The organism is Specibacter sp. NPDC078709 (assembly GCF_040686795.1).
Lineage (GTDB): Bacteria > Actinomycetota > Actinomycetes > Actinomycetales > Micrococcaceae > Specibacter.
On sequence record NZ_JBFBLU010000007.1, the window covers coordinates 218,264 to 241,419 of the forward strand.

Sequence of the window (23,156 nt, forward strand, 5' to 3'; positions counted from 1 at the left end):
GATGCTGCCGCGTTTGGCGGCATTGGGTTACAGTGCGGAGAAGCGCAGTACCAGCGTCCTTGCCTCGGGGCGCAGGGCAAAGTCGGGCCACACATCCGGTCCGCAGGCCCGCGAGCCCAGGCCGTGCTGCGCCGCATCAAGATACAGGTAGCTGTGGCTTGACGCCGGAAGCTCGTGCGGGTGCCCAGCCGCGGTGACCTGCTGTGCCGTGTGCCGGGCCAGCGAGAACCCGGGACGGCGCCCCAGTGCATCCGGATCGGCCTCAATGCGAAGCCACGGAGCCCCGTTGCGGGAGAGCTCCAGTGAGCGCACATCGCTGCGGTGCCCGGTTTCCTGCGGCCGGGCGTAGGGGACATTCAGCTCATCAATGGAGCCGCTGTGCCGTCCCACAACTGTTGCATGCATGCTGTCCGCGTAGGATTCCCGTGGGCCGGCGCCGAACCATGAGGCACCGTCAACGTCCGTGGGCAAGTCCAGCCGCACGCCGATCCGGGGGAACACCAGGTCCCAGCCCGCGCTGGGCATGATGTCCAGGCGCAGCCACAGTTCCTCGCCCGCCAGCTGCCAGTTCTCCTCTACCGCTACGCTGGCGGCACTGTTCGCGGCAGCGTAGCGGGTCCGGACCCGCAGTCCGTCCGGCAGCGCGGCAACGTCCTCGACGCGGCGCGTCAGCCGGTCAAGTCCGGCCTGCTTCCACACGGCCTCCGACGACGGTGCCGGAACACCTTTCCCGTTGTTGAGCCAAGGATCTTCCGGGCCATAGGCGCCAAATCCCTTGCCCCTGTCATTGTCGGTCGGTGCCCGCCACAGCTCAAGCCGGGGACCGGACACCGGCAGGCCTGCCAGCGCAACGAGCGCTCCGGCGTCGAACATGGCATGGCCCAGCTCAACGGGAGCCGCGCCGCTGACGGGCGCGGCCGGACGGGGCGCGCGCGGTGCGGATTGCGGCGCCGAGAGGTCCAGCTGGGTTGCGGCCAGCGGATGCCCGGCCGGGGCCCACTCCGTGGCGTCGCGCAGCACGACTTCCATCGTCAACCACGTCTCGCCTTCCGCCGCGGCAGCGACGGGCGGCAGTGTGAGCGTGACGGATTCGCCAGCCCGCAGCGGACCGTCTGCGCTGTCGACAGCCAGCTCCCCTGAGGCGGCGACGGCGCCGTTGTGCTCCACCCGCCAGCGAAGCACGACGTCGGACGCGTCAGCCGTGTGCCGCAGGTTCGCGACAGTGAGCCGCGGCGCACCGCCGTCGTCCAGGGCCAGCGACAGGCGGATGGGGGAGACGATCTGCTTGTACTCATGCAAGCCGGGGGTGGGCGTGGAATCGGAGAGGACCATGCCGTCCATGACGAAGTTGGAATCGTGGATCACCTCGCCAAAGTCGCCGCCGTAGGCAAAGAATTCCGTGCCGTCGGCGGTATTGGCGCGGATGCCGTGATCGCGCCACTCCCACACAAAACCGCCGTGCAGGCGCGGGTATTTGTCCACAAGTTCCTCGTACTGGTCCATGGCGCCGGGGCCGTTGCCCATGGCGTGCACGTACTCGCACAGGATGAACGGCCGGGTGCGCTGCCGGGCCGATTCGGCCGCGTCGCAGCCAAGGAGCAGCGCATGAGAGTCGTTGCGGCCAATGGAATCGGTCTCCGGGATGGAGGAGTACATGCGGGAGTACACATCCGTATAGGCTCCCGTGTAGTCGCCCTCATAGTGGACGGGACGGGAGGCGTCACGGGCGTGGGTCCAGGCTGCCATAGCTGCCAGGTTTGCGCCCGTGCCGGATTCATTGCCCAGGGACCACATGACGATGGAGGCATGGTTCTTGTCCCGCTCCACGGTGCGTTCCATCCGGTCAACGAAGGCATCGCGCCACGCGGGGACGTCGCTGGGGTTATCCACCCAGCCCTGCCGGTGGAAGCCGTGGGTTTCCAGGTCGGATTCCAAAATGACCCAGAAGCCCATCTCGTCGGCCAGGTCCAGCAGGCGCGGGTGCGGCGGGTAGTGGCTGGTCCGGATGGCGTTGACGTTGAAACGCTTCATGAGCGCCAGGTCCTCGCGGGCGTCGGCTTCATCAAAGACGCGTCCGCGGTCCGGGTTGGTCTCATGCCGGTTGACGCCGTGGAACACGACGCGGCGGCCGTTGACCAGGAACTGGTCACCCACGATCTCCACGGTGCGGAAACCCAGGCGGAGCGTGATGCTCTCCGCCGCGCTGGACACCGTGGCCTCGTAGAGCCGGGGGAGTTCGGCGGACCAGGGCTCCACGTTGTCCACTGTGAAGGGGACGACGTCGGCCGGCGAGTCCCAGCGCACCGCAACTCCCAGCGCGGGCACCGTGAGGGTCACCGGGTAGGCGTCCGCCTCGGCAATGATTTCCGGATCGAGGGTGCCGGTGCCGGATCCCTGCCCCGCGCCGGTGGCAGCCGTCCATCCGGTGCGCAGCCAGACGTCGGTGATGCCGCCGGCGGGGCGGGCCGCCAGTGTGACGTCGCGGAAGATGCCCGGCAGCCACCACTGGTCCTGGTCTTCCAGGTAGCTGGCGGCCGACCATTGGTGGACGCGCACCACAAGAAGGTTGGAGCCGGGGCGCAGCGCCGCGGTGACATCGAACTCCTGGGCGAGTCGGCTGCCCGAGCCCACCCCGATTTCCTGCCCGTTCACCCAAACCTTGTAGCGCGATTCGACGCCGTCAAAGCGCAGGGTGAGTGCCGCCGTCGTACTTTCAAACCAGGCGGCGGGGACGTCAAAGCTGCGGCGGTAGTCTCCTGTGGGGTTGGCGTCGGGGACGAAGGGCGGATCGACGGGGAAGGGGTATTGCACGTTGGTGTAGATCGGGCGGCCATATTTACCCTCTCCATGCAGCACCCAGTGGGACGGGACGGGCAGGGTGTCCCAGGCGGAGTCGTCGAAGGATTCGGCAGCCACACCTTCCACGGATTCCCCGTCGGGCAGCACGGATCCGGCGCCCGGGGTTCCGGGGGCGGCCGGAAGGAGCCGAAAGCGCCAGTCCCCGTTCAGTGAGAGCGAGGGGGCGTCGGAATTCAGCCAGGAACGGGCCGGCACACGCAGGCCGGAGCCGGGGCCCTGGTCGGTGATGTACGAAACGTCTGCGGGGGTCACTATTTTACGGATCCTTCTGTAAGGCCGCCGCGCCAGAAGCGCTGCAGCACGACCATTGCGATGGCGAGGGGAATGATGGACAGGAGCACGCCGCCGGTGGTGAGCTGGTAGAACTCGGGCAGGCGGTTGACCTGGGTCAGCCAGTTGTTCAATCCCAGCGTAATGGGGTACAGCTTGGTGTCGGAGAGCATGACCAGCGGCAGGAAATAGTTGTTCCAGACGCCTACCAGCTGGAACAGGAACACGGTGACCAGCGCCGGGGTGAGCATGCGCAGCCCCACAGTGTGGAAGATCCGGATCTCGCCGGCACCATCGAGGCGGGCCGCTTCGAGCAGGGCGGGATCAACAGTGGCCTGAGCGTAGATGCGGCACAGGAACAGCCCAAATGGGGAGACCATCGACGGCAGCAGGACGCTCCAATAGGTGTTGGCCAACCCCATCTGGCTGAAGAGCAGGAACAGAGGCAAGGCCGTGGCCGTGCCGGGCACTAGCACGCCGCCCAAGATGATGCCGAAGACCAGGTTGTTGCCTTTGAACTGGTATTTGGCCAGGGCGTAACCGCCGGCCGCGGCAATGTAGGTGGCCAGCACGGCGCCGATGCCGGCATAGAGCACCGAGTTGCCGAACCAGCGGACGAAGATGCCGCCGTCGTAGCTGAGCACCTGGGACAGGTTGTTCCACAGGTTGAATTCGGCGGCGAAGGCAAAGCCGTTGGTGGCGAACAAATCCGCGGTGGATTTGGTTGATGCGACCACTACCCAGTAAACGGGTGCCAGAAAGTACAGGGCAGCCACCACGAGAATGCCGGTGACAAGGATGGTGGTGCCCTTGTTGCGGCCCGGTGCCTTCGTCCGTGCTTTTGTCCGTGCCACGGGCTTCAGGGGCGTGTTGGTCAGCTGTGCTGTCATGATGACTTCCTATTCGTGAACGCCAGGAAAGCGAAGGAGAGCGCAAAAGCAACCAAGGCGATGAGCACGGCCTGGGCGGCGGCCACGTTGTAGTCGTTGTACGCAAAGGCTGTGGTGTAGGCGCTCAGGTTTGGCGTGTACTGGCTGTCAATCGCCGGGGACACTGTTTTGAGGACCTGCGGCTCGGCGAACAATTGCAGGGTGCCGATGATGGAGAAGATGGTGGTCAGCACCAGGGCCGGCTTGATCAGGGGCAGCTGGATGGACAGCGCCACCCGGACCGGGGATGCGCCGTCCATTTTGGCAGCCTCATACACCTCGGTGGGTATGGCCTTGAGCTGCGCGATGATGATGAGCATGTTGTAGCCGGTGTAGCTCCACGTGACAATGTTGGCGATCGACCACAACACGGTGTTCGGCCCCAGGAAATCGGGGGACAGGCCGAACCAGCCGGCAATATCGATCAAGGGACTCAAACCGGGCACATACATGAAGGACCAGAGGATCGTGGCGATCACCCCGGGCACACCGTAGGGCAGGAAAAAGGCTGCCCGGAAGAAGCCGGGCCACCGTGCCGAGGCAGATTCCAGCAGCAGCGCCAAAATGGTCGCCATGATGATCATGACCGGGACCTGGACCACCCCAAAAAGGAGCATCCGGCCCATGGAAGCGATGAAGTTTCCATCGGCCAGTGCCTGGGCGTAGTTGGACAATCCGGCAAAGGTGCTCGTAATGCCGGCCTCGCCAAACAGGCCGCCACGCGTGACCTTGGTGAAGCTGGAGAGCACGGCAGCAAGGATGGGCAGGATGAATGTCAGGACAAAGAGGGCAAGGAACGGCGCCAGCAGCAGCCAGGGGGCGCGTCCGACGGCGGATGCCCGCCCTCCGCTGTTCCGCCGGCTGGGGGAGGGTGCCCGGCCGCCGGCTGTTGCGCCGGCCGGCTCGGTCCTTGGGGGAGTGGTGGTCATGCCGATTCCTTCCTGATGCTCAGGCCGCTGTTCTTGAAGACGGTCATGATTTTCTGTTCCGCGTCAGCCACTGAATCCACGAGGCTGGTTCCTGATGATTTGAGCCGGAATCCGTCGCTGAGGATGTTGAATGACTGCTGTTGTGAGGGCCACCAGGACCACTGGGTATTTTGCTCCAGCGCCGCCGGGGCGAAGACGTCCTGGTTGTAGTTTTGGCCGCTGAAGAAGTCCGAAGGCTGTTGGCGCGTGGTGCCAATAACGTCCGGGACGGGGGACCAGCCGATGCCGCAGTGCTCGATTTCGGCGTCGATGCCTTGCTGGGTGGAGGTCAGCCAAGCCGCGAATTCCAGGGATTCGCGCGGGTGCTTGCTGTTGGCCAGGACGGACACGGCGGAGCCGCCCAGGTAGCTGGAACCAAAGCCGGCCGAATCCCAACGGGGCATGGCAGCCACCTTCCACTGGCCGGCACCGCCGCTGATGCCCTGGACGAGGGCGTCACCCCAGCTGGCCGAGGTCAATGAGGCGATCTCTCCCTTGCCTGCGGCCGCAAACCAGCCCGGCGAATACGCGCCAAAGTCGGTCTGGACAAGGTCCTGGTCGATGGCCTTGTCGAAGAACCGGGCGACCTTCAGGGTTGCGTCGTCGGTCATGTTGATGACCCAGCCGTCCTCGTCGGCCCGGAACCACTGGGCACCCGCCTGTGTGGCCAGGGCTGTGAAGAAGCCGGCTTCTGCGAGCGGGAAGCAGTCCATGTAGGTCTTGGCTTTGCGGAGCTCCGCGGCCACCCCGGCCCACTCATCCCAAGTGGCTGGGGCCGTGGCACCTACCTTGTCCAGGACAGCGGGTTGGTAGAACGTCGCCATGGGCCCCGAATCCTGGGGGATGCCGTAGACGCCGCCTGCGTAGCTGGTCTGGTTCCACAAGGTCTTGTCATAGCGGTTGGCGAACTCATCTGAACCGTAGCGGTTGAGGTCCACCAGGCCGTTCACCATCATGAAGGAAGGGATGACTCCGTACTCCACATGGGCCAGGTCGGGCCCGCCCCCGGCTGCCAGCGCAGAGTACAGCTTCGGGTAGCCGCCCTGGTTGCCGCCGGGGATCCATACCGTCTTGACCTGCACATTGGGGTTGGCGGCATTCCAGATGTCCGCCACCGGCTGCAGGTTCTTGAGCCAGGACCAGTATTCAAGGGTGATCTTTTGGCCGGAGGCCGAGGCAATGGTGGGGGCTGCGTTCACGGACCGGGTTCCCGGCGTGGCGCAACCGGACAACAGCCCAAGCGCGGCTGTGCCAAGGCCGCCTTGCAGTAGCTGCCTTCGTGTTATGGGGGGCATAGCCTGCTCTCTCACTTCGTTGTGTGGGCCCGGTAAGCCCTCTGGGTGAATCTAATGCCGTCGGGTCCGGAGCGCCTTTTTTGGGGACGGGAGAAAATTTACCACAAATCTCGAGTGTTTACTCGAATTTCAATAAATTTATCGAGTGACTACTCGAATTTCAATTATGTTACTGGGGAATGTGGACTAAGCTGACATTCCATGACCACCACGCCAACCGCCCCGTCCGCCAAACGCGGTCCTTATGCCAAATCCAAGCAGCGTCGGGAGAGCATTGTGACCGCCGCCCACGAGGTTTTTGCGGCACGAGGCTACCGGGGCGGATCGCTGCAGGACGTGGCCGACAAGGTGGGAATGAGTCAGACAAGCCTGCTGCACTATTTCCCGTCCAAGAGTGATCTGCTGTTGGCTGTGCTGAATTGGCGTGACAGCGTGACGGGAGGCGGGCAGCCCCGGGACCCGGAGGAATCATTGGTGGATGCCGTGGTCCGCCAGGCACGATTCAATGAAACGGTGCCCGGAGTCATTGAGCTCTACGCGGTTTTGTGCGCGGAATCGATCACTGACAATCACCCCGGGCTGGATTTCTTCACCGAACGTTTTGAAAGGTTGCGCAGCAGCTACCTGAGGGCGTTCTCAGCGCTCGCCAATGAAGGCCGGCTGCGCCCTGGCGTCGACCCCGAGCGTGCCGCGGCAAGCTTGATCGCACTGTGGGACGGCATTCAAACCCAGTGGATGATGGCCCCGGAGCGCGTCGACATGGCCGGTTGTCTGCGTGACTACTTGGAATTGGTGATCCTGCCCGAATAGGGACCCGACCGGCTGTACGTGGGGAGGGTAAAGGGCCTAGTTGCTGGCCATCTCTGCCACGAGTTCACGCACGACGGCGCGCAGCTCACCCTGGTGGGCGGCAGCGACTCGGCGCTGGCGCTGGTAGCTAGCGCCCGTGGCAATGATGTTCTCCACACTTGCGAGTTCGTCGGCACAGCCTAGCTTGGCGGCTACGGGTTCCAGCTTGTTCAACAGTTCCACCAAGTGCTCGGTGACGAGTTGTTCCTTGCCTGCGGCATCGAGGATGATGATGGCGTCCATGCCGTATCTGGCCGCGCGCCACTTGTTTTCCTGGATGTGCCACGGGGGCATGGTGGGGATGGTGCCGCCGTCGTCAAGGGTGTCAGAAAAGTCTTGGACCAAACACTGAGTCAGGGCAGCAACGGCGCCGATTTCCGCCAGCGTGGACATGCCGTCGCAGATACGCATTTCAATGGTGCCCAGGCCAGCCACGGGGCGAATGTCCCAGCGGATTTCATTGTGCGCGTCGATGACACCGGTGGTGAACATGTCCTGTACATACGATTCGTACGCGGCCCAATCGGGGAATTGGAACGGCAAGCCAGCGGTGGGTAGCTGCTGAAACATCAGAGCCCGTTGGGAGGCGTAGCCGGTGTCCTGACCATTCCAATAAGGGGAGGACGCCGAAAGCGCCTGAAAATGTGGGAAGTGATTAACCAACCCATCCAGCACCGGCATGGCCTTGGAAACATGGTCCAGGCCCACGTGGACATGCACGCCGTAGATGAGCATCTGAGAGCCCCACCACTGGGTTCGATCCACCAGCTTGGCGTAACGTTCTTTGTCCGTCACGGCTTGGGCGAAGGGGTCGCTGAAAGGGTGCGTTCCGGCGCTGAGTAAGTCCAGCCCCAGCGGAGTTGTGGCCTCGCGCAGCGTGTACAAGCTCCGGCGTAAATCTTCCAGGCCTTCAGGAACCGTGTGGTTGACGCCAGTGACCAACTCCACAGTGTTCTGCAGCATCTCACCCTTGATTTGGGGGTGCTCACCATCGACCCAGATGTCAGGATCGGCGGCCTCAATGTTGGCGAAAACATCGTTGGCGCGCGCTGCTAGATCCCCAGTTTCGGAGTCAACGAGCGCAATTTCCCACTCCAAACCCAGTGTAGATTGCTCAGATTTGGCGAAATCAATCTTCACTTTCGATGCCTCCTTGGCAATGCTGGAATGGTGCTGAAGTAAGGGATGCAAGGCGGCACAGTACCAGCTGCCTTTACGATTGTAGTTCAGGATCTGCGGCACAATGGATGCATGCCAATCCTGAACAAAGACATGACCCTGTGCATTTCCCTCGCGGCCCGCCCCAGCAACATTGGCACGCGTTTTCACAACTACCTCTACGACGCTCTCGGCCTGAACTTCGTCTACAAGGCATTCGCTCCGGTGGACCTCGCGCAAGCCGTTGCCGGCATCAGGGGTCTGGGCATTCGCGGCGCCGCCGTCTCCATGCCGTATAAAGAGGACGTCATCGAGCTCATTGACGTCATGGATGCCTCCGCCTCGGCCATCGATTCGGTCAACACCATTGTCAATGACCACGGCGTCCTGACCGCTTACAACACCGATTACCTCGCCATCGCCCGGCTGTTGGCGGAGAATGCGCTCGATCCACAAACCACTGTGTTGCTACGCGGCTCCGGCGGGATGGCTAAGGCTGTTGCCGCTGCCATGCACGACGCCGGATTCGCTCACGTCACGATTGTGGCTCGCAACGAAGCGCGGGGCCGGGCCCTCGCCGCGCTGTATGGATTCTCGTGGTTGGCGGAGGTGAGCGACGCGAGCGACGCGAGCGATGCGGGCGCTGGCATGCTCATCAACGTCACCCCGCTGGGTATGGCAGGAGCCGATGAAGCGGTGCAGTCCTTCAGTGATTCGCTGGTGAGCGCCGCGGAGGTGGTGTTCGACGTCGTCGCACTTCCCTCCGAAACCCCGCTGATCCAGGCGGCCAGAGCTGCCGGGAAGCGCATCATCACCGGCGCCGAGGTCATCGCCATTCAGGCCGAGGAACAGTTTGTGCTCTACACCGGGGTGCGCCCCAGCCCCGAGCTGGTCCGTGAGGCTTCCGAGTTTTCCCGCAGCTGACCCCCACCCGCACCAACGCTATCGCAGTAATGGCGGCTTTTTCGGGGACGCTATTGCAGCAATGGCTGCTTTTCGGCAGACGCTCTTGCACCAAGTGCTGACGGGCGCGTTTGGGCGGCTCAGGCAGTGCGCGAGGGTTCTCGAGAAAGGCGCCATTGCTGCGAAAAGGTAGTTGGTGAAGACCTGCAAACGTGGCCCTGAAGTGCCGCCCTTGGGCGCTGCGCCGCCGTTTGCAGTACGGGCTAGTTACAGGCTGTGGGGCTCCACCACGATGGCGACCCGGTCCTCACCAATCCGCGTCAGCACCAGAGTCGCCTTGTTGGGCCCCTTGCCGGAGCCGGTGAGGAGTTGACGGCGGAGCTCTTCCGGGGTGGTGGAAACGCCGCGCTTTTTGATGTCCAGGACACCGATCCGGTTGGCCTTGACCCAGGCTTTGAGGGCCTTGACATTGAACGGCTTGACCTCGAGGACCTTATAGCTACGCGCAAAAGGGGTTTCGATCGGCTCATCGGAAGACAAGTAGGCGATGTGTTCATCGAGTAGATGCGCGCCCATGACTCGCGCTAGATCCGCCACCAGACCCGCACGGATGACGGCGCCGTCGGGCTCATAAAGGTATCCACTGATGGGGCCCAGCTGAGCATCCTGCTCCTGTGGCTGGTATGTTTCGGCGCTGGTCAGCTCGGCGCTGCCATGTTGACCGATAACCAGAGCGGCGCGGCGTATGTTGGGGCGGGCCAGCTGATTGAAGTACAACCCGGCCTCCACCACATCACCGTTGATGGAAATCCATTGGGCTTCGGCTGTGTCAGGGACGGCATCGTGCGGTATTCCCGGCCCCATTTTTACGCCCACTGCCAAGCCCTTATCCGCCAGTTCTTCCACAAAGGACAGCGGCGGCGAGAAGGCTTCTGGGTCAAAGAGCCTCGTGGTGCCTGAGGTGTTGGTGGTGCGGCGGGCTGGGTCCAGCCACACGCCCTGGACCCCCGTGAGATCTACGTCCTGCGCATTGGCGCACACTACCTCGGCGTGCGGGAACGGCATCAGGTTTACCGTGGTGCACGCGGCGGTGATTTCATCCATCTCCACCGCCGTGACACTGATATCCAGGCTTGCCATGGCCAGGGAATCAGCACCCAAGCCGCAGCCCAGATCGGCAACTTTGGTGATGCCCGCCGTCGTAAATCTTTGGGCATGCAAAGCCGCAACACTCAACCGCGTGGCTTGTTCCAGTCCGGTCTGGGTGAACAGCATCTGGTGGGCGAACTCGCCAAACTTGGCTTCTGCCTTGGATCGCAACCGAGATTGGGTCAAAGCGGCGGCCACCAGCTCGGGGGAGTGGCCTGCTTTACGAAGTGTGTCGTTAAGTTTGAGGGAGTCCTTTTCGACATAAGGGCCCAGGGATGACAAAAGTTCCCAGCCTTCAACAGTTAGGAGCGGGGAAATTGCATCGTGGGACATGTGTAAAGCCTAACCGGCTCAGATACCATGATGAGCGTCACGGTAAATACGCTACGCATAAGTTGCGCAATTATTTTCACATGCACTAGGTTGTGAGGAATGCTTATAAGGATTGCCTAAGCTAACCTACCTCTGGAGAAATACGATGCTGAAGAAGCACCTGCTCACGTTTGCCGCTACCGCCGCTGTTTTGGCACTTACTGCCTGTGGCGGGCAGGCTGCCGCTACCCCGGAGGAAACTGCTGCGGCGACATCCGTCACGGTCGAGGATAATAACGGTTCGCAGACCATCAATCTTCCACTGACCTCGGTTGTCGCCACCGACAACCGTACCTTTGAAACTCTCTCCGACTGGGGTGTGAAACTCACCGCTGGCGCCGTCGCATTGATGCCGAAAACCAGCGCCTACAAGTCCGATACCTCAATTATCGACCTGGGCAGCCATCGCGAGCCGAACCTCGAAGCAGTCGTTGCCGCAGTTCCCCAGTTGATCGTCAACGGGCAGCGTTTTGCTCAGTTCCACGATGATTTTGCCAAGTTGGCCCCGAATGCCACAGTGCTTGAGCTGGACCCCCGCGAAGGAGAAGCCCTTGATGCTGAGTTGAAGCGTCCGACCACGGTCCTGGGCGAAGTTTTTGGCAAGCAGGCAGAAGCCAAGAAGCTCAATGATGATCTCGACGCTGCGATTGCCCGCGCCAAGAAGGCCTACACCAAGGACTCCACCGTCATGGCCCTCATCACTTCCGGTGGCAACATCAACTACGCAGCTCCCGGCAACGGCCGCAGCTTGGGCCCGGTCTTTGACATCTTGGGCCTGACCCCGGCACTGGAAGTCAAGGACGCCAGCACGGACCACCAGGGCGATGACATCTCCGTTGAAGCCATTGCTGATTCCAACCCGGACTGGATTATCGCCATGGACCGCGACGCCGCCACCGGCGCTGATGACCCCACATACGTTGCCGGTAAGGAACTGCTGACCAAGTCTGATGCATTGAAGAACGTCACCGCCTCCAAGGAAGGCAATGTGATCTTTATGCCCAACGATTCCTACACCAACGAAGGTATCCAGACCTACACGGAGTTCTTCAACGCCATCGCCGACGCTTTCGAAGGCAAGTAAGTCTCTTGAACCCCTAATGTGGTGGCGGATCGGGCCCTTTCTGGCCTGATCCGCCACTGCGTTGGTTTCAACTGCGTAGTTTTCCGTGAGCAATCTGAAAGGGACGGCTGGATGATGACGGCCATGACCACCCGAGCACCCTCCAAGGGCAAACTCTTTGACCCCAAACTCATCATCGGCATTGCCATCGTGGCTCTGCTGCTGGTGATTTCCCTGTTTACCGGCGTGTATGACATTTTCGGTGGCAACGATGGCGGAGAAATGTTTGCCATCACCCGCATCCCACGCACCATTGGGCTGGTCTTGGCAGGGGCGGCCATGTCCATGTCCGGGCTGGTCATGCAGTTGTTAACACAAAACCGCTTTGTCTCACCCAGCACCACCGGAACCACCGAGTGGGCGGGTCTGGGCTTGCTGGTGGTCATGATTCTCTTCCCCACGGCCAGCATCCTGGCGAAAATGTCAGGCGCCATTGCGGCCGCCTTCATCGGCACCATGATCTTCTTCTTGTTCCTACGCCGAGTCTCACTGAAGGCATCTTTGACAGTGCCCATTGTGGGCATCATGCTCGGCTCGGTGGTCGGGGCAATCTCCACCTTCATCGCGCTGCAAACCGACATGCTGCAAAGCCTGGGCATCTGGTTCGCCGGTAGCTTCACCGCCGTCTTGCGCGGTCAGTATGAGGTGCTGTGGATCGTAGCGATTGTGGCCGTGGTGATCTTCATTGTCGCCGACAGGTTTACCGTTGCCGGCCTCGGCGAGGACATCGCCACCAACGTGGGTTTGAACTACAACCAGATCATGCTCCTCGGCACAGCGCTGATCGCCGTCGCTACCGGTGTTGTTACCGTGGTGGTGGGGAATCTACCGTTCCTAGGCTTGATCGTTCCGAACATTGTCTCCATGTTCCGCGGCGATGATCTGCGCAGCAACCTTCCCTGGGTCTGCCTGCTCGGCATCGGAATTGTGACTGTCTGCGACTTGATTGGACGAACCATCATCATGCCTTTCGAAGTGCCCGTGTCACTGATTCTTGGCATTGTCGGAGCCATCGTATTCATTGGACTTCTCTTAAGGCAGCGTCGAAATGCTTGATACCAGCACCACGGTTTCTGTACCTGCCCGCCAGACCCCGAAAATTAGCTCGCGGGTACGTAGATCAGGGCCTCTTCCCACCAAAGCGATCAGCCGCCGGTACTGGATTGTCCTGAGCCTGTTGATCATCCTGGCACTAGGCTTTGGCGCCGGCTTGCTCGCCTGGGACAACCCGATGCCCGTGGGCTCCTCCGGATTCTGGCTCATCGCCGAACTCCGCGCCACCAGCGTCGGGGTGATGCTGATTGTGGCCATTTGTCAGGCCCTGGCCACGGTCAGTTTTCAGACCGTCACCAACAACCGCATCATCACCCCCTCCATCCTGGGCTTCGAATCCCTCTATATGGCGGTGCAGACCGCTGCCGTCTTCTTTATGGGTGCCGCCGGCGTTGTCGCCGTCCAAGGAGTCCCACAATTCATCTTGCAGGTGGCCATCATGGTGGCGCTCTCACTGGCATTGTTTGGCTGGTTGCTGTCCGGCAAGTACGGAAACCTGCAAATCATGCTCCTGGTGGGCATCGTCATTGGCGGCGGACTCGGTTCCGTCTCGACGTTTATGCAACGCCTCCTCACGCCGAGCGAATTCGACATTCTCACGGCCCGGCTCTTTGGCTCCATCTCCAACGCCGATGTCAGTTACCTACCTGTGGCGATTCCCCTAGTGGTGGTGGCCGGCGTCCTGCTGATCCTGAACTCCAAACGCCTGAACGTCATTGCGCTAGGCAAAGATGCCAGCATCAACCTTGGCTTGAATCACCGCTTTGAGGTGATGCGTGTGCTGTTCCTGGTCTCCATTCTGATGGCCGTCTCCACGGCGCTGGTGGGACCCATGACCTTCCTCGGATTCCTCGTGGCCACCTTGGCGTATCAGCTCGCCGACAGCTACGACCACCGCTACATTTTCCCCGTCGCAGTCCTGACCGGATTCGTGGTCCTCTCCGGCGCCTACTTCATCATGAAGAACGTCTTCTACGCCCAAGGTGTGGTCTCGATCCTCATCGAAGCGATCGGCGGAACCGTCTTCCTCATCTTCATCCTCAGAAAGGGCCGCCTGTGATTACGCTCAAGGACGTCCATAAGAAATACAGCAGCGACGTCGCCATCGGCCCGGTAGATCTGGTTATTCCCACCGGTGGAATCACGGCCATGGTGGGCCCAAATGGCGCCGGCAAATCGACGTTGCTGACCATGGTGGGGCGCTTGCTGGGCTTGGACGCCGGAACCATCGAGGTGGCCGGCTACGACGTCGCCAGCACTTCCTCCAAGGATCTGGCCAAGATCGTCTCGATCCTGCGCCAAGAGAACCACTTCGTCACCCGGCTCACGGTCCGCCAGCTGGTGGGCTTTGGTCGTTTCCCCTATTCCAAGGGCAGGCTCAATGCCGAAGATGAGGAGCTCATCAGCCGTTCCATCGACTTCTTGGGCTTGGAAGATCTCGAAAACCGCTACCTCGATCAGCTATCCGGTGGCCAGCGGCAGCGCGCCTATGTGGCTATGGTTTTGGCCCAGGATACCGAGCATGTCCTGCTCGATGAGCCGCTGAACAACTTGGACATGAAGCATTCCGCCCAGATGATGCAGCATCTCCACCGGGCCGCTGCGGAGCTGGGGCGCACCATCGTGATCGTGCTGCACGACATCAATTTTGCTGGACACTATGCCGATTACATCTGTGCCGTGAAGGGCGGGAAGGTCATTGAGTTCGGGACCCCTGCCCAGATCATGACTGACGAGGTCCTGACCCGAGTCTTTGACACCCCGGTTGAGGTTATCCAGGGCCCCCGCGGTCCGCTGGCCGTCTACTACTAAGCTAACTTTCGACGGCGGATGCCCGCACCTGCCGCTGCCTGGCGCCGGGCCAACTAACCCCTCCCGGACGCTATCGCAGCAAGGGTGCGGTTTTGACGAACGCTATCTCACTGCAGTGGGATAGCGTTCCGAATTTTTCAACCATTGCTGCGATAGCGTCTGTGGGATGCGCTGTGGTCTGCGCTGTGGGCTGCGCTTGAGCGCTGGCTGTTTAGTTCTAACTGTCCTTGCGGATCCAGCGGAACGTGACGCGGCACAGGATCAGGCCGGCCACGAGCCACACGCCCATTACCAACGCCACGAGTCCCAAGTTCCAACTCCCGCTGGCTTCTGCGGCCTCGAATGATGCGGGTAAGAATACGCTGCGCATGCCCTGAGCCATCCATTTCAGCGGGAAGATGCTGGCGAAGTTTTGTAGCCAGACGGGCAGCTGGGCAAAGTTCAAGTACACGCCAGAGATGAATTGCAGCACCAACACCAGTGGGATGACCACCGCGGTGGCGCTCTTGCCCGTGCGCGGCAACGCGGAGAGGGCGATGCCCAAAACGCAGCTGGTGATCACGCCAAAGAGGAAGACCCAAACAAAGGTCAGCCATTTGTCGCCGTCCGTGGGTAGCTCAACATTGAAGGCAAAGCGGGCCACCAACAGCAGCAGTATTACCTGTGCCACGGAGCTGACCAGCACCATGCCGGTCTTGCCCATGAAGTAGGAAAACACCGGTAGGGGAGTGCCTCCCAAGCGTTTAAGTGTCCCGTCGCCCTTCTCCGTGGCAATATCCACGGCGAGGTTCTGGACGCCGCTGAGCAACATGCCCGCCGCCACCATGCCGGGAACATAAAACGCGGCCCAGGAGATGCCGCCACTGCCGTCAGGGGCGGCACCAACATTTTCTGTGGTGCTGAATGCGACGGCGAAGATGGAGAGCATCACGATCGGGAACAGGAACGTGAAAAACACCGAATCGCCCTGTCGGAAATACAGTTTTAGTTCGTAGCCGATGCGGAAAATTCCTAGCTGCAGAGTTTTCACGCCGCCCCACCTTCCAGGCCGGACGGCTTTGCATCCTTTGACACGGCACTCTGCGACTCGGCATTCTTCGTAGCGGCGTGAGCACCCACCATGTCCAGATAGATGTCCTCGAGACTTGGCCGGGTGATTTCCAGACCCGGCACTTCCCCGCCATGTTCTGCGAACAGCCGGGCGGCCAGAGCTGCCGGTTCGCTGGTGCGCTCTGTACGGTCGGCGCCGTCTTGGCGCCACCGCACCAGAGGAACCCGGGCGCTGGCCCCGCCAATCTCGTCAATGGGGCCAATGTCCACCAGTTTGCCGCCGGCAATGACGCCTGCCCGGTCAGCCAGTGTGGCCGCTTCGTCGAGATAGTGCGTGGTCAGCAAGATGGTGGTTCCTTCGCTTTTCAGCTGATTGATCAGGTCCCAGAATTGGCGCCGGGCCTCCGGGTCAAAGCCAGTGGTGGGCTCATCCAGGAACAAAAGCTTTGGCCGGCCAATAATTCCCAACGCCACATCCACGCGCCGACGCTGCCCGCCTGAGAGCTTGCTGATCCGCGTTTTGGCTTTGCTGCCCAGCCCCACAGCCTCAATAACATCGGCCACCTTCCGCGGATGAGGGTAGTACGCGGCGAAGTGATTCAGTTGTTCAAGCACGGTGACGTTGCCGCTTTCACCCGTAGACTGCAGCACGATCCCCAAGTGGGCTTTCCAGTCCAGGCCTCCTCGTTGGGGATCAACGCCCAGCACCTGAACATCGCCGCTGCTCCTATCCCGGTATCCTTCCAGAATCTCAATGGTGGTGCTCTTCCCTGCCCCGTTGGGGCCAAGAAGTGCAAACGTTTCACCTTCGTGGATATCGAAGCTGATGCCATCCACGGCTGTGAAAGCGCCATAGCTTTTCTTCAGGTCACGCACTTGAACAGGGCTTAAGGTCATGGCTGCATCTTTGCACTGTGCTGCGTTTGCGACAACAACGTTTCAGGGCACGGAAGATGAAGTTTTAGGCGGTCAACCCAGCCATGTCAGCATCAGGTGCAGTGCGCCGCCCACCAGGGCAGACACAAAGGTGCGCCGTGAGCGAAACCCGGCCCGCCGTCGTCGTACTTTTAAGCGTGAAACTGGCACTCGCCTTGACCGAGTGCTAATCAGTTCCCTAGAGTCAGAGTTAGCACTCTCACCCTGAGGGTGCCAACTTGCTTATCTTTTTGGCCATGGGAGCATCACCGGCACCGCGACGACGGTTGGGCTCCACACAACATGGGCGAGAAGATTGCCAAGCATCCAAAAAATTTACGTGTGAAGGAGAGGTCCGAGTGTCGGTCTCTATTAAGCCTCTTGAGGATCGTATTGTTGTTCGCCAGCTCGAAGCAGAGCTGACTACCGCTTCCGGTCTGGTTATCCCGGACACTGCCAAGGAAAAGCCCCAGGAGGGCGAAGTAGTGGCAGTGGGCCCCGGCCGCGTTGACGACAACGGCAACCGTGTCCCGATCGACGTTGCTGTTGGCGACGTAGTCATCTACTCCAAGTACGGTGGCACCGAAGTCAAGACCGGTGGCGAGGAACTGTTGGTTCTCTCTGCCCGCGACGTACTGGCAATCGTCGTTAAGTAACGACCTTCGTCAACCACTTTTGTAAAGCCCCGTGCCGGATCGGTGATCGAGCCTGTCGAGATCAGTCACCGGCGCGGGGTCTTTGCGTGAAAGGACATAACGCATGGCAAAGCAGCTTCAGTTTAATGACGATGCACGCAAGGCCCTCGAGGCCGGCATCGACAAGTTGGCGGACACCGTCAAAGTAACGTTGGGCCCGCGCGGTCGCAACGTTGTGCTCGATAAGAAGTGGGGTGCCCCCACCATCACCAACGACGGCGTGACGATCGCTCGCGAAGTTGAGTTGGAAGACCCCTACGAAAACCTTGGCGCACAGCTGGCCAAGGAAGTTGCCACGAAGACCAACGATGTTGCCGGCGACGGCACCACCACGGCCACCGTTTTGGCACAGGCACTGGTCAAGGAAGGCCTGCGCAACGTAGCCGCAGGTGCGGCTCCCAGCGAGCTCAAGCGCGGCATCCAGGTTTCGGTTGAAGCCATTGCCAAGCGCCTGCTGGAGAACGCTCGCCCGGTTGAGGGTGGACAGGTTGCAGAAGTTGCAGCCATCTCCGCTCAGAGCCAGGAAATCGGCGACCTGCTCGCCGAGGCGTTCGATAAGGTCGGCAAGGATGGTGTCATCACCATTGAAGAGTCCTCCACCACCTCCACCGAACTGGTCCTCACCGAGGGCATGCAGTTCGACAAGGGCTACCTGTCCCCGTACTTCGTCACCGACGCAGAACGCCAGGAAGCAGTCATGGAAGACGCACTGGTTCTGATCAACCAGGGCAAGATCTCCAACCTGCAGGAATTCCTGCCGCTGCTGGAAAAGGCACTTGCTGCCAACAAGCCGCTGTTCATCATTGCCGAAGACGTCGACGGCGAGGCTCTGTCCACGCTGATCGTCAACCGCCTGCGCGGTACGTTGAACGTTGTAGCTGTCAAGGCACCGGGCTTCGGTGACCGCCGCAAGGCCATGCTGCAGGACATTGCAATCCTGACCGGCGCACAGGTTGTCTCCCCGGAGATTGGCCTGTCCCTGGACCAGGTTGGCCTTGAGGTACTGGGTACGGCTCGCCGCATCACGGTCACCAAGGACAACACCACCATCGTTGACGGTGCTGGCACGGCTGAGGATGTTGCTGACCGTGTTGCTCAGCTGCACGCCGAGCTCAAGCGCACCGACTCCGACTGGGACAAGGAAAAGCTGCAGGAACGTCTGGCCAAGCTGGCTGGCGGCATCGGCGTGATCAAGGTTGGCGCAGCCACCGAGGTTGAGCTGAAGGAAAAGAAGCACCGCATTGAGGACGCTGTTTCAGCAACTCGTGCAGCTTTGGAAGAGGGCATTGTCGCCGGTGGCGGTTCCGCACTGGTACAGGCCGCTAAGGCTCTCGACGAAGACGCTGCCGTTCTGGCGTTGACCGGCGATGCCGCAACTGCTGTTGAGCTGGTTCGTAAGGCTGTTGCTCAGCCGTTGCGCTGGATCGCACAGAACGCTGGCCACGACGGTTACGTTGTTGTCCACAAGGTTGGCGAGCTTGAAGACGGCTTCGGCTTCAACGCTGCTACCGGTGTTTACGAGAACCTGGTCAAGGCCGGCGTCATCGACCCGGTCAAGGTCACCCGTTCAGCCCTGCGCAACGCTTCCTCCATCGCGGCTTTGGTGCTCACCACCGAAGTTCTCGTGACGGACAAGCCTGCCGAGGACGAAGAAGCACACCAGCACTAGTCCCCAGGTCCTCCCCAATGTTGGGTCGCTAGCGACCCAACATTGGGGCCCCTCGGACCTGTGGGCCCATCGCTTTCCGGGACTCTGGCGAGCGTGGGTCCACCCACGCCCATCCAGCGGGTGGAGTTCGGTATAAGACGGCGCTTGCGGGTAAAGATGGTTGTATACAGCCATCCTTACCCGCAAGCGCCGTCTTTTTGCGTTCTACTTCCGACGACGCCCCGGCACCAGGGCTCGCAGGGCGTACAAGATTGTGGCAAGATCGATCACTTCCTGAGCCAGGGCGCCTGCCACGGCTGGAATCATGCCAAACGCCGCCACGATCATCAGCCCCACACTCAGAATGATGCCGATCCAGATACTCTCTACAGCGATGCGGATGGTTCGTTGCCCGATCGCCACGGACTGCGCCACCTTGGCCAGGTCGTCGACCATGATGACAACGTCTGCTGATTCGCTCGCGGCAGTAGATCCTTTCGCTCCCATGGCAATTCCGACGTCGGCCGCGGCTAGTACCGGTGCGTCGTTGATACCGTCGCCCACCATCAGGACTCCGCGGTTGGGCAACTCGTTGACAAGCCGGACCTTATCCGCCGGCAATAGGCTGGCATAAACCTTGGTAATGCCAGCCTCGGCGGCGATGAAGTTCGCCGTGGCTGCGGCGTCACCCGTGAGCATCACGGTGTCGGAAACCCCCAAGGCGCGCAATTGAGCCAGTGTTGAGGCGGCTTCGGGTCGTAGCAGATCGCGCATGATCAAGGTCCCGGCAAACTCACCATCAACACCCACATACACGGCAAGTTGCCCGCCAGCTAGGGACGCTTCTTGGACCCCTGCGGAGTGGGAAGCCACAAACGACTGCTTGCCGACAAGTACCCGGTGGCCGTTGATGAGCGCGCTGACGCCATTGGTGGCATGCTCGCTCGCATCATCGGAAGTTAACAGTGACAGCCCCCTCGAAAGCGCTTCAGCCACTACCGCCGCAGCAAGTGCATGGGAGGAGTATTGTTCGGCAGAGGCAGCGAGAGTCAACAACTCATCCGGATTCATGGACACGCTTCGCACTTCGTCCAACGACGGGTTGCCAGCGGTGAGTGTGCCGGTCTTATCGAAAGCGGCCGTCTTGACTCGGGCTAGTTGCTCAAGGGTTCCTCCGCCCTTGACAATGACACCCGACTTCGCGGCCCGGCTCATGCCACCCAGGAAAGCGACCGGCGCCGCGATCAGCAGCGGACAAGGGGTGGCCACGACCAGCACCTCGGCAAAGCGAGTCGGGTCACCGCTGAGGTACCAAGCGATTCCCGCCAGCGCCAAAGAAAACGCAGTGAACGGGACGGCGTACCTATCCGCAAGGCGCACCACGGGCGCTTTACTTTCTGACGCTTCTCGCACTAAGGCAATAATGCGGCTGAATTGGGAGTCCTCTTCCCGGGCGGTGACCCTGATACGGATGGCCGTTGGTCCGTTGACAGCACCACTGGGCACAAAGTCCCCGGAGGAATGCTCCACAGGCAGGCTTTCGCCGGTCAGTGCGGATTCGTCAAACATCGCCGGACCGTTCAACAGCACTCCGTCGACAGGCAACACCTCGGCCGGACGAACCAGCAACGTATCGTCAATCTCAACATCGGCCAGCGGGATATCGCTCGTGGAACCGTCGGCGTTCTCTCGGTGCGCTGCCCGAGGCGCACGATCCATAAGAGCCCGCAGCTCACGAGCGGCACGTCCGGTGGCATAATCCTCCAGCGCGGCACCGCCTGTCAGCATCAAGATGATGATCAGGGACGCCACATATTCGCCCACAGAAACCGTCGCTACGATTGCTGTGACGGCCAGAATGTCGATGCCCCAATGCCCGCGCAGAATGTCCTTGACCATGCCGAAACCCTGATAGAGGGCGATCGCCACAGCGTACAGGCTCGCAGTCCATCGGGCGCCCGCATCCATCCCAAAGAGCAGCATGACTCCCACGGCCAGAGCAACCAGCAGGGTGGCCCATACCAAAGGGTAATGTCGCAGGGCAGCCACGATCCGGGACTGCTCAGGAGCCTGAGGGGCAAGGGATTCGGGGGAGAGAGCTGACGCCCTGGTAGCTGCAGTTTCCTTCATGGCACCACTCTGCCCTAGCGGGTGCCAAGCCGCCACTTACTAGGCCCTAGGCCCGCTTGGTGAGGGACGACGTCGTCCCTCACCAAGGTCCTAAGACGCGAGTTACGCTGGGCTACCTAGGCGCCGTTCGCCACTCTGCTCGGCACGCTGTTCGCCACTCTGTTGGCAACGCTGCGCGGCACCGGTGTGACGCACGGAACGGGAATAGGGCAACGGCAGCTTTCGTTTTAGACTGTAACCAACGCACAGGCTAGCTTCGTAATAACGGGACCGGCCATTGGATGCACACCCCTCAAATGGTTCTACCCCCGCCAAGGAGCCTTCGTGTCCCAGCCTGAAATTCATGATCCCTTCGCCTTTGTTGGCCTGACGTACGACGACGTATTGCTCCTTCCCGGACACACCAACGTGATTCCCTCCGAAGCTGACACCAGCTCACGGGTATCCAAGCGCATTACGGTCCAAACCCCGTTGCTGTCAGCGGCTATGGACACCGTGACCGAGTCACGCATGGCCATCGCCATGGCACGCCAAGGCGGTTTGGGTGTTGTTCACCGCAACCTCTCGATCGAGCGCCAGGCTGAGGAAGTGGATCTGGTCAAGCGCAGCGAATCAGGCATGATCACCAACCCGGTCACCGTTGGCCCCGACGCCACACTGGCTGAGCTCGATGAGCTGTGTGCCCGATTCCGTGTGTCCGGGCTGCCAGTTGTGGACCCGGATGGCCGCCTCATGGGCATCGTCACCAACCGCGACACCGTGTTCATTCCGGAAAACGAATACTCCACGCGACTGGTTCGCGATGTTATGACGAACATGCCGCTGATCACCGGCCAGGTTGGCATCAGCCGTGAAGAAGCCTCGGGCTTGCTGGCTAAGAACAAGATTGAGAAACTTCCCCTCGTGGACAAGGCCGGCGTGCTCCGTGGCCTCATCACCGTCAAGGACTTCGCCAAGGCTGAGCAGTACCCGCTGGCCACCAAGGACGACGAAGGTCGTCTGCGTGTAGGTGCAGCCATCGGCTTCTTCGGCGACGGGTACGAGCGCGCCATGGCTCTGGTTGACGCCGGTGTTGACGCTTTGTTCGTGGACACCGCCAATGGCCACAGCCAGGGCGTGCTGGAAATGATCGAACGCCTGAAGAAGGAAAAGTCTGCCGCTCATGTTGATGTCATTGGCGGCCAGGCAGCAACGCGCGAGGGCGCTCAGGCCCTGATCGACGCCGGCGCTGACGGCATTAAGGTCGGCGTTGGCCCGGGCTCCATCTGCACCACCCGCGTGGTTGCCGGTGTTGGCGTTCCGCAGATCACCGCCATCTACGAATCCGCCAAGGCTGCCATCCCTGCCGGCGTTCCGTTGATTGCCGACGGTGGCCTGCAGTACTCAGGCGATATCGGCAAGGCACTGGTTGCCGGCGCCGATACCGTCATGATCGGCTCATTGCTGGCCGGTACTGAGGAGTCTCCGGGCGAGACCGTGTTCGTCAACGGCAAGCAGTTCAAGGCTTACCGCGGCATGGGCTCATTGGGTGCCATGCAGACCCGCGGCAACAACACCTCCTACTCCAAGGACCGTTATTTCCAGGCCGATGTGTCCGGCGATGAGAAGCTCATCCCCGAAGGCATCGAAGGCCGCGTTGCCTACCGCGGGCCGCTGGCTTCGGTGGCTTACCAGCTGGTTGGCGGCCTGCGCCAGACCATGTTCTACGTCGGTTCCCCGACCATTCCCGAGCTGAAGGCGCGCGGCAAGTTCGTGCGCATCACGGCTGCTGGGTTGAAGGAATCCCACCCTCACGACATCACCATGACCGTGGAAGCTCCGAACTACAACAAGTAAATACGCCATAAGCACGACGGCGGCCGGTCACCTTTTGTTCAAAGGTGACCGGCCGCCGTCGTGCTTATGTGGGATTTATTGTTTGTTTTTAGGTGGGTGCACCGGGGTGGTGTTTTGGGGTGGGGGGGGTTTAGTAAAACCA

The 23,156-nt window shown here is 61.2% G+C and carries 18 protein-coding genes; 9 read left to right on the forward strand and 9 right to left on the reverse strand.

Going from position 1 to position 23,156, the window contains the following annotated elements; genetic code table 11:
- Positions 1-27: 27 nt before the first annotated feature.
- The 4 genes from AB0P14_RS14250 to AB0P14_RS14265 are packed head-to-tail and all read right to left on the reverse strand — an operon-like array spanning position 28 to position 6,321.
- A complete protein-coding gene (locus AB0P14_RS14250; RefSeq protein WP_363843458.1) occupies positions 28-3,111 on the reverse strand; it encodes a glycoside hydrolase family 2 TIM barrel-domain containing protein in 3,084 nt (1,027 codons plus the stop codon).
- Positions 3,111-4,019 (reverse strand): carbohydrate ABC transporter permease, encoded by a 909-nt coding sequence (locus AB0P14_RS14255; protein ID WP_363843461.1) that lies wholly within the window; start codon positions 4,017-4,019, stop codon positions 3,111-3,113. The genes AB0P14_RS14250 and AB0P14_RS14255 overlap by 1 nt, the downstream gene beginning before the upstream one ends.
- A complete protein-coding gene (locus AB0P14_RS14260) occupies positions 4,016-4,987 on the reverse strand; it encodes a sugar ABC transporter permease (RefSeq protein WP_062286684.1) in 972 nt (323 codons plus the stop codon). Before AB0P14_RS14260 ends, AB0P14_RS14255 begins: the two co-directional genes overlap by 4 nt.
- Positions 4,984-6,321 carry an extracellular solute-binding protein gene (locus tag AB0P14_RS14265; RefSeq protein ID WP_363843464.1) on the reverse strand — a complete coding sequence of 446 codons (1,338 nt, stop codon included), beginning with the start codon at positions 6,319-6,321 and terminating at the stop codon, positions 4,984-4,986. The genes AB0P14_RS14260 and AB0P14_RS14265 overlap by 4 nt, the downstream gene beginning before the upstream one ends.
- A gap of 201 nt (positions 6,322-6,522) precedes the next feature.
- Here AB0P14_RS14265 and AB0P14_RS14270 point away from each other — a divergent pair, with 201 nt between their 5' ends.
- Complete coding sequence (locus tag AB0P14_RS14270) at positions 6,523-7,131, forward strand: TetR/AcrR family transcriptional regulator (protein WP_363843467.1); 609 nt, start codon at positions 6,523-6,525, stop codon at positions 7,129-7,131.
- Positions 7,132-7,167: 36 nt separating this feature from the next.
- On the opposite strand, the gene AB0P14_RS14275 is transcribed toward AB0P14_RS14270, so the two are convergent.
- Positions 7,168-8,310: a glutamate--cysteine ligase gene (locus AB0P14_RS14275; RefSeq protein ID WP_363843470.1), complete on the reverse strand. Its 1,143-nt coding sequence runs from the start codon at positions 8,308-8,310 to the stop codon at positions 7,168-7,170.
- Positions 8,311-8,421: 111 nt separating this feature from the next.
- Between AB0P14_RS14275 and AB0P14_RS14280 the strand changes: the two genes are divergently transcribed.
- Positions 8,422-9,252 (forward strand): shikimate 5-dehydrogenase, encoded by an 831-nt coding sequence (locus AB0P14_RS14280; RefSeq protein ID WP_363843473.1) that lies wholly within the window; start codon positions 8,422-8,424, stop codon positions 9,250-9,252.
- A 246-nt stretch (positions 9,253-9,498) separates the two neighbouring features.
- Here AB0P14_RS14280 and AB0P14_RS14285 read toward each other — a convergent pair whose 3' ends face one another.
- Positions 9,499-10,713, reverse strand: coding sequence for an SAM-dependent methyltransferase (locus AB0P14_RS14285; RefSeq protein WP_363843475.1), 1,215 nt, complete (start codon positions 10,711-10,713; stop codon positions 9,499-9,501).
- 145 nt (positions 10,714-10,858) lie between these two features.
- On the opposite strand from AB0P14_RS14285, the gene AB0P14_RS14290 reads away from it, so the two are divergent.
- The 4 genes from AB0P14_RS14290 to AB0P14_RS14305 all read left to right on the forward strand — a co-directional run bounded on the left by AB0P14_RS14290 (position 10,859) and on the right by AB0P14_RS14305 (position 14,740).
- On the forward strand, positions 10,859-11,836 hold the full coding sequence (locus AB0P14_RS14290) for an ABC transporter substrate-binding protein (RefSeq protein WP_363843478.1): 978 nt from the start codon (positions 10,859-10,861) through the stop codon (positions 11,834-11,836).
- A gap of 123 nt (positions 11,837-11,959) precedes the next feature.
- Complete coding sequence (locus AB0P14_RS14295) at positions 11,960-12,931, forward strand: iron chelate uptake ABC transporter family permease subunit (RefSeq protein WP_363843481.1); 972 nt, start codon at positions 11,960-11,962, stop codon at positions 12,929-12,931.
- Positions 12,924-13,988, forward strand: a complete 1,065-nt coding sequence (locus AB0P14_RS14300) for an iron chelate uptake ABC transporter family permease subunit (RefSeq protein WP_363843484.1) — start codon at positions 12,924-12,926, stop codon at positions 13,986-13,988. The genes AB0P14_RS14295 and AB0P14_RS14300 overlap by 8 nt, the downstream gene beginning before the upstream one ends.
- Entirely contained in the window at positions 13,985-14,740 is a 756-nt protein-coding gene (locus tag AB0P14_RS14305; RefSeq protein WP_363843487.1) for an ATP-binding cassette domain-containing protein, read from the forward strand. The genes AB0P14_RS14300 and AB0P14_RS14305 overlap by 4 nt, the downstream gene beginning before the upstream one ends.
- A 217-nt stretch (positions 14,741-14,957) precedes the next feature.
- Here the strand turns inward: AB0P14_RS14305 and AB0P14_RS14310 are convergent, their stop codons facing one another.
- Together AB0P14_RS14310 and AB0P14_RS14315 are read right to left on the reverse strand one after the other, a co-directional pair.
- Positions 14,958-15,770, reverse strand: coding sequence for an ABC transporter permease (locus AB0P14_RS14310; protein ID WP_363843490.1), 813 nt, complete (start codon positions 15,768-15,770; stop codon positions 14,958-14,960).
- Positions 15,767-16,687 (reverse strand): ABC transporter ATP-binding protein, encoded by a 921-nt coding sequence (locus tag AB0P14_RS14315; RefSeq protein ID WP_363843493.1) that lies wholly within the window; start codon positions 16,685-16,687, stop codon positions 15,767-15,769. The genes AB0P14_RS14310 and AB0P14_RS14315 overlap by 4 nt, the downstream gene beginning before the upstream one ends.
- Before the next feature lie 377 nt (positions 16,688-17,064).
- Between AB0P14_RS14315 and groES the strand changes: the two genes are divergently transcribed.
- Both groES and groL read left to right on the forward strand, forming a co-directional pair.
- On the forward strand, positions 17,065-17,361 hold the full coding sequence (gene groES, locus AB0P14_RS14320) for a co-chaperone GroES (protein WP_038464523.1): 297 nt from the start codon (positions 17,065-17,067) through the stop codon (positions 17,359-17,361).
- Between the two features lie 103 nt (positions 17,362-17,464).
- Positions 17,465-19,069: a chaperonin GroEL gene (gene groL, locus AB0P14_RS14325; protein ID WP_363843497.1), complete on the forward strand. Its 1,605-nt coding sequence runs from the start codon at positions 17,465-17,467 to the stop codon at positions 19,067-19,069.
- A 204-nt stretch (positions 19,070-19,273) separates the two neighbouring features.
- On the opposite strand, the gene AB0P14_RS14330 is transcribed toward groL, so the two are convergent.
- Positions 19,274-21,031, reverse strand: a complete 1,758-nt coding sequence (locus AB0P14_RS14330; protein ID WP_363843530.1) for a heavy metal translocating P-type ATPase — start codon at positions 21,029-21,031, stop codon at positions 19,274-19,276.
- A 471-nt stretch (positions 21,032-21,502) separates the two neighbouring features.
- On the opposite strand from AB0P14_RS14330, the gene guaB reads away from it, so the two are divergent.
- Positions 21,503-23,014 (forward strand): IMP dehydrogenase, encoded by a 1,512-nt coding sequence (gene guaB, locus AB0P14_RS14335; RefSeq protein ID WP_363843500.1) that lies wholly within the window; start codon positions 21,503-21,505, stop codon positions 23,012-23,014.
- The last annotated feature ends 142 nt before the right edge of the window (positions 23,015-23,156 follow it).